The following is a 7,272-nucleotide window of genomic DNA, read 5'->3' on the forward strand; positions in this document are numbered from 1 at the left end:
AGTTTTCTTTTAAGAAGAGAAAACGCCAACAGGGAAAGAGTCAAAAAAAATGGAGGAGATAATATGTCAATGTTTTGTTACCAATGTCAGGAAACAGCAAAAGGAACTGGATGTACAATAGCAGGTGTTTGCGGGAAGAAGCCGGAAACTTCTAATTTACAGGACTTATTAATATACACAGCTAAATCAATAGCTATTTTAAGGGAAGGAATTGATTTAGAAACAAGAAAATCTTGTGATCACTCTGAAAAAATTGATTATTACTTAACTAATGCATTATTTACAACTATAACAAATGCTAACTTTGATGACGAAGCCATCGCAGCTCAAGTTACGGAAGGATTAGCATTAAGAGAAGAAATAAAGGCTAAATTTATTGAATTGGGAAGAACTCCAAAGAGATTAAAAAATCACGATGCACTTACTTTTACAGTGACTAGTATGAAAGAGATGCAGGCTAAATCGTTATCGGTAGGAGTGCTAGCAACTGAAAATGAAGATATCAGATCACTGAGAGAATTAACAATATACGGATTAAAAGGAATGGCAGCATACTATGAGCATTCAGTAAACTTAGGGTATAAAAATCAAGAGATCGTAATGTTCATGGAAAAAGCATTGGTTTCTACATTGGACGATACTTTATCGGTGGATGAATTAGTAGGATTAGTACTGGAAACAGGAAAATACGGTGTAGACGTAATGGCATTATTGGATGGCGCTAATACAGGAAGATTTGGAAACCCTGAACTAACCGAGGTAAACATTGGAACAAAATCAAACCCTGGAATCTTAATTTCCGGACATGATCTTAACGACATAGTTCAATTATTGGAGCAGACAAAAGGAACTGGAGTGGATATCTATACTCATTCAGAGATGTTACCGGCTCATTACTACCCTGAGTTAAAGAAATATGATCACCTGGTAGGTAACTACGGGAACGCATGGTGGAAACAAAAAGAGGAGTTCGAATCATTTAACGGACCTATCTTATTCACTACAAACTGTATCGTACCTCCAAAAGCTGGAGCGTCATATGAAGGTAAAGTATTTACTACAAATGCAGCCGGATACCCGGGATGGGTTAGTATAAAAGAAGATGAAAATGGAAATAAAGATTTCTCTGAAATTATAGAGATGGCAAAGACTTGTGAAGCACCAACTCAAATTGAGGAAGGAACTATCGTAGGCGGGTTTGCACATGAGCAGGTATTCGCATTAGCAGATAAGGTAGTAGATGCAGTTAAAACCGGAGCAATCAAGAAGTTCTTCGTAATGGCAGGTTGTGACGGAAGGATGAAATCAAGAGATTATTATACTGAATTTGCAGATAAGTTACCAAAGGATACGGTAATCTTAACGGCAGGTTGTGCAAAATATAGATACAACAAATTAAATTTAGGAGATATCGGCGGAATTCCCAGAGTATTAGATGCAGGTCAGTGTAACGACTCTTATTCTTTAGCTCTTATAGCTCTTAAATTAAAAGAAGTATTCCAATTAAATGATGTAAATGAATTACCGATCGCATACAATATTGCATGGTATGAGCAAAAAGCAGTAATCGTATTGTTGGCGTTATTACACCTGGGTGTAAAGAATATCCACTTAGGACCTACATTACCAGGATTCTTATCCCCGGCAGTAGTAAACGTATTAGTTGAAAACTTTGGAATAGCAGGAATCGGATCTGTAGATGAAGATATCAAATTATTCATGGGTGAGTAAAATCTATCCTTGTATCCCCCCTCTTTAAAGAGGGGGGTATTTTTATGTTTGCATTTCGGATATAAACTGGAACAGCAAGAATTTTAATTGTGCATCGATCCAAAGAAAACTCCCATGGAGATATTAAAAAAAAAGGAATCTAAGATTGTATCCTGTATATATTAACGATAAATTAATTTTTGATGGAGGGGATATGAGATGACATGGGACAGACTAAAAAAAATTGAAAAAGAAACGGAAAAAGAAATTAAAGAGGGAGTAGAAAAAGTTATTGAAAAAGGTAAGGAGCTAGAAATAGGATTTAAAGAGGGAGTAGGCAAGGTTATTGAGAATGGAAAAAAAATTGAAAAAAAAACAGAAAAAGTTATTGAAAAAGGTAAGCAGTTAGGAAGGGGAATCAAAAAAGAAGTGGAAGAGGGGACGGATAAAATCGTAGAGAAGGGAAGAGAAATAAGAGCTAAAGAAGGAGTGGACAAAGTTATTGTGAAGGGGAAGGAAATAGGAAGAGGAATCAAAAAAGAAGTGGAAGAGGATACGGATAAAGTTATTGAAAAGGGGAAAAAAATAGGGAAAAGAGTCAAGGTAGAGGTGAAAAATGGGGTAGATAGAGTTATTGAAAAGGGGAAAAAATAGAAAAATAAGTAAAAGATAAAAAAAGGAATTATAAGATTATATCCGTATATATTGTAACGATATATTTATTTTAATGGAGGGGATATTAGATGGCATGGGACAGACTAAAAAGATTTTTTGCAAAGGAAAAGGAACTGGCAAAGGAAATCAAAGAGGACATGAAAAACATCGTTGTAAAAGATGAAAAAGTACCGATGTTTTGTTATCAATGTCAGGAAGCGGCAAATAATACAGGCTGTACAGTAGCAGGAGTATGCGGAAAACAACCTGAGACTGCTAATTTACAAGATTTGCTGATATATACCTTAAAAGGAATCTCAATCCTGAGGGAGGGGCATCCGTTAGAGCACAGAGATGACTGTGAGATCTGCAAGGGGGTAGATTACTTTATTACTAATTCATTATTTATCACAGTTACAAATTCTAACTTTGATGATGAGGCCATTGCAGTGGAGATCAGAAAAGGACTTGAAATCAGAGAGGGGTTAAAAGAAGGTGGCTGTGTACCTAATAGGTTAGCCGACCATGATGTGCTTACGTTTACGGTAGCTACCATGGAAGAGATGCAGGCTAAAGCTCTCAGCATAGGAGTATTGTCAACTGAAAATGAAGATGTAAGATCCCTGAGAGAGTTAACAATATACGGGCTAAAAGGAATGGCAGCTTACTATGAACATGCCAATAATTTAGGGTATAAAAAGAAAGAGATAGTAATGTTTATGGAAAAAGCATTGGCATCTACATTGGACGACACTCTGTCGGTGGATGACTTAGTGGCATTGGTGTTAGAAACTGGTAAATTTGGAGTAGAAGCAATGGCATTATTAGATAAAGCAAATACCGGAACATTTGGAAATCCTGAAATAACAAATGTTAATATAGGTGTGGGGACTAATCCTGGAATCTTGGTATCCGGGCACGATCTCAATGACATGGTTCAATTATTGGAGCAGACTGAGGGAACTGGTATAGACGTGTATACCCATTCAGAGATGCTGCCGACACACTATTATCCAAAGTTGAAGAAATTCAAACATCTGGTGGGTAACTATGGAAATTCATGGTGGAAGCAGAGAGAGGAATTTGAAACTTTCAACGGGCCCATCATCTTTACAACCAACTGTATAGTGCCACCTAAGGTAGGAGCATCCTATGATGGGAAGGTATTTACTACAAATGCAGCAGGATACCCGGGATGGGAGAGGATTGCAGTAAATGCAGATGGAACAAAAAACTTCTCTAAAGTAATTGAGATGGCCAAGACTTGTAAACCTCCGATTCAAATTGAAGAGGGATCTATCGTAGGCGGTTTTGCCCATGAGCAGGTATTTGCATTGGCTGATAAGGTAGTAGATGCAGTTAAGAGTGGTGCAATCAAGAAGTTCTTTGTAATGGCAGGTTGTGACGGAAGGATGCCATCCAGAGATTATTATACAAAATTTGCAGATAACTTACCAAAGGATACGGTAATCTTAACGGCAGGTTGTGCAAAATACAGATACAACAAATTAGCATTAGGAGATATCGGCGGGATTCCTAGATTATTAGATGCGGGACAATGTAATGACTCTTACTCATTAGCTCTTATAGCTCTTAAATTAAAAGAAGTATTTGAATTAAACGATGTAAATGAACTGCCGATTGCATATAATATTGCATGGTATGAGCAAAAAGCAGTAATCGTGTTGTTAGCTCTATTATCATTGGGGGTAAAAAATATCCATTTAGGGCCGACATTACCGGGATTCTTGTCGCCGACAGTTGCAGACGTACTGGTTAAAAACTTTGGTATAGCGGGAATTGGATCTGTAGAGGACGATATCAAATTATTTATGGGTGAATAATAGAATTTAGAATTTTTAAAAAAGATTTTTATGGAATAAGGAGTGATAATTTTAATTATCACTCCTTAATTTATTTTGTGAAAAAATATAATGATTTTGATAAATAATACCGGTCCAAGAGTACCAACAACATCAATGAGTTTATTTAGCCCAAAAGTATGGTCCCATTAGCTAAAAGAGTCATTATACCATAGCTCTGATTTAGTGTGGCTCCAGCTCCTGATAAGATAATTGCGAATACAGCAATAATAAAAATTATTGTATACCAACTTAATATCCTCCTAAAATTTAAAAAGATCAGATTTGGAAAAAATACCATATAATCCTCCTGTATGAATGAAAAGTATCTTTTTCTTACCTTTGAATGTTCCTTTTTTAAATTCATTATAGAAACCATACATGGATTTACCTGTATAAACTGGATCTAGGATTATTCCTTCCATCTTAGCAAATTTTTTAATAAATTCAATCTCCTCATTTCGGCTGAGCCCATAGCCGTTTCCTACATATCCATCTATTATTTTTATTTCATCTGTGGAATAATCAATTTGTTCTTCTAAAATTTTAAAAGTGTCTTTGAGATAGCCATCTATCCTCTTTACAAATGTAGGGGCATCATTGCATACATTAAATCCTACCGCTCTACTTACTCCTTTTTTTATCTTATCTGCCAGAAAAAGCCCTCCATAGGTGGAACCTGAACCAACTGCTGTAACTATGAGATCAAACTCGACTCCCATCTCTTTTTCTTGTTCCATGATTTCAAAACCTGCATTGAGATAACCAAAATTCCCTAGACCATTAGAGGCTCCTTCTGGAATAATATATGGCTTTAGACCTTCTGTTTCTAGGTTTTTTGCTAGTTTATTCATAATTTCATCCCTATTTTCACCATAATCTTCTTTAGATATAAACTTTATTTGAGCTCCTAGAAGAAGGCTTAAAAATCTGTTACCCTCAATTCTTTCATTTTCATCTCCCCTAAGGACAAGATAACATTTCATCCCAAGTTTAGCTGCTAGAGCAGCTGTTGCTCTAGCATGGTTGGATTGAATCCCACCACAAGTTATGAGAGTATCAGCCCCCTGATCTAGGGCATCTTTTAATACATATTCTAGTTTTCTAACCTTATTTCCACTGAACTCAATTCCTGTAAAATCATCTCTTTTAATATATATTTCACTGCCTAATTCTTTAGAAAGATTTTCAAGTTTCATTATAGGAGTCTGCATATTGATACATTTTATTTTTTTTGGCATTTTCATATTTTTTCTCCTTAATTTAAATTTATTATTTTTATTAACTGTCCTATCAGCTTATTTTATCCCCAAAATCCTACTGCTAAGAAGAGTAAGGTGGATATTAAAGCATTTAGAAGAGCATAGGGTAACTGTGTCTCTACATGATCAATATGATCCGAAGCTGAAGCCATCGAAGATAGTATAGTTGTATCTGAAATTGGTGAGCAATGATCTCCCATAATAGCTCCAGAGACTACAGCACCGATAGCTGCAAATATATTTGCATCAATAGCAACTGACATTTGAAGGGCTATAGGTATCATAATTGCAAAAGTTCCCCAGGACGTTCCTGTTGAAAAAGCAATTATACCTGAAATTATAAAAACTATTGCAGGTCCAAAACCTCCATGGACTTTGCCTGCTACAATGCTTGCTAAGTATTCTCCTGTTCCGAGGGTATTTATAGAATTCCCAATTGCAAAAGCAAATATGAGTAGAGAAGCAACTGGAACCATTCCACCAACACCCTTGTAGAAAAGATTCATATATTCATTCAGTGTAAATATTTTCTTGGATATGTAGAGGATACCTGAGAAAACAAGTGAACCTAATACTGCCCAAAATACAGATGTAGATCCTGATCCAGCCATCATGTTTCCGTTACCTGTAATATAAAGTGAAAAAGGTATCATAAAGATAAGGACTATAAGAGGGAGTAACATGTTCATCATGTGTGGAGAAACACCCTCTTTGGTTTTTATTTCGGTAGTGTCTGTAGATACCAATGGAATAGCTCCATCTCTCATAAGTTTTCCTTCTTTAGATGCCCTGTTTTCAGCTTTTTTCATAGGTCCCCAGTGTTTTCCTGTCCAAATGTAGAAGAACACAGAAAGTATTGTGATCATTGAATAAAATTGATAAGGTAAACTTTTAACCAAGATCTCAACAGGATTTCCAGAAATAACTCCTGCAGTTACTTGAACACCAATAATACCAAGGAGAGTAGCTCCCCAACCATTAAGCGGTATCAATGCACACACTGGGGCTGAAGTTGAATCACAGATATATGCTAAATTTTCTCTGGAAACTTTATATTTATCTGTAAGTGGTCTGGCAACAACACCAGACACAAGAATAGTAATTGAAGATTCAACAAAGATAACTATCCCTAAGATATAGGCTAGCATCATAGCTCCACGTTTATTCTTTATCGTTTTAGTTTTAATTGTCAGGTAATGAATAAATCCCTCTACCCCACCAGACGCTTGAATTAGGGTAATAATTGCTCCTACTAAAAACGAAAATATTATTGTCTTTGTAATCCATGCTTCAGCAAATACTCCTACAATTCCGTTTAAAGAAGTATTTAGAGCTGTTACAGGTTGAAATCCACTGATAATAAGCTCAGCAGTAAAGACTCCTGCAAATAGTGATATAAATACCTGTTTAGTTCTTACAGCCAATAAGATGGCAATAATTGGTGGCAAAACACTCCATATTCCATATTCCATAAATTTATTCCTCCCGTATGCGCCTATATACGCATTTTTATTTCTGTGATAATAATGTAAGTATTGTTGAACTGATTACTAAACCTTTAACATTAACAATTTTTACAATTTTAATTCTCATAATTGAAAAAAGTATAAAATTTATTTACAAAATACATATATGGGTTAAATATTAAATTATAAAGTGTGTTTTGCAACTTTAAATGTCAGCGGTGTTGCAATTTAAAAAGTCACCACTGATCACTTCAATAACGATAATGAATTTTCTACTCTCCAGTTGCTTCCGTTGAACATGATAAGGTGTCCATGGTG

5 protein-coding genes are annotated in these 7,272 nt (G+C 35.6%); 3 read left to right on the forward strand and 2 right to left on the reverse strand.

Features of this window, described 5'->3' with window-relative positions:
* The first annotated feature begins 63 nt into the window (after nt 1–63).
* The 3 genes from hcp (DYH56_RS08725) (at nt 64) to hcp (DYH56_RS08735) (ending at nt 4,208) form a co-directional block, all read left to right on the forward strand.
* Nucleotides 64–1,731 carry a hydroxylamine reductase gene (hcp, locus tag DYH56_RS08725; protein WP_114642458.1) on the forward strand — a complete coding sequence of 556 codons (1,668 nt, stop codon included), beginning with the start codon at nt 64–66 and terminating at the stop codon, nt 1,729–1,731.
* A 198-nt stretch (nt 1,732–1,929) separates the two neighbouring features.
* A complete protein-coding gene (locus tag DYH56_RS08730) occupies nt 1,930–2,364 on the forward strand; it encodes a hypothetical protein (RefSeq protein ID WP_114642459.1) in 435 nt (144 codons plus the stop codon).
* 194 nt (nt 2,365–2,558) lie between these two features.
* A complete protein-coding gene (gene hcp, locus DYH56_RS08735) occupies nt 2,559–4,208 on the forward strand; it encodes a hydroxylamine reductase (RefSeq protein ID WP_114642468.1) in 1,650 nt (549 codons plus the stop codon).
* 281 nt (nt 4,209–4,489) lie between these two features.
* Here hcp (DYH56_RS08735) and DYH56_RS08740 read toward each other — a convergent pair whose 3' ends face one another.
* On the reverse strand, nt 4,490–5,473 hold the full coding sequence (locus DYH56_RS08740) for a D-cysteine desulfhydrase family protein (protein WP_114642460.1): 984 nt from the start codon (nt 5,471–5,473) through the stop codon (nt 4,490–4,492).
* Nucleotides 5,474–5,529: 56 nt separating this feature from the next.
* Entirely contained in the window at nt 5,530–6,960 is a 1,431-nt protein-coding gene (locus tag DYH56_RS08745) for a Na+/H+ antiporter NhaC family protein (protein ID WP_114642461.1), read from the reverse strand.
* Nucleotides 6,961–7,272 lie beyond the last annotated feature (312 nt).

The organism is Psychrilyobacter piezotolerans (genome assembly GCF_003391055.1).
In the GTDB taxonomy this organism is placed as follows: domain Bacteria; phylum Fusobacteriota; class Fusobacteriia; order Fusobacteriales; family Fusobacteriaceae; genus Psychrilyobacter; species Psychrilyobacter piezotolerans.

What these genes read in the sequence shown, in the direction of transcription:
- hcp (WP_114642468.1), top strand. Translation starts at nt 2,559, where the DNA reads ATGTTTTGTTATCAATGTCAGGAAGCGGCAAATAATACAGGCTGTACA.
- DYH56_RS08730 (WP_114642459.1), top strand. Translation starts at nt 1,930, where the DNA reads ATGACATGGGACAGACTAAAAAAAATTGAAAAAGAAACGGAAAAAGAA.
- DYH56_RS08740 (WP_114642460.1), bottom strand. Translation starts at nt 5,473, where the DNA reads ATGAAAATGCCAAAAAAAATAAAATGTATCAATATGCAGACTCCTATA.
- DYH56_RS08745 (WP_114642461.1), bottom strand. Translation starts at nt 6,960, where the DNA reads ATGGAATATGGAATATGGAGTGTTTTGCCACCAATTATTGCCATCTTA.
- hcp (WP_114642458.1), top strand. Translation starts at nt 64, where the DNA reads ATGTCAATGTTTTGTTACCAATGTCAGGAAACAGCAAAAGGAACTGGA.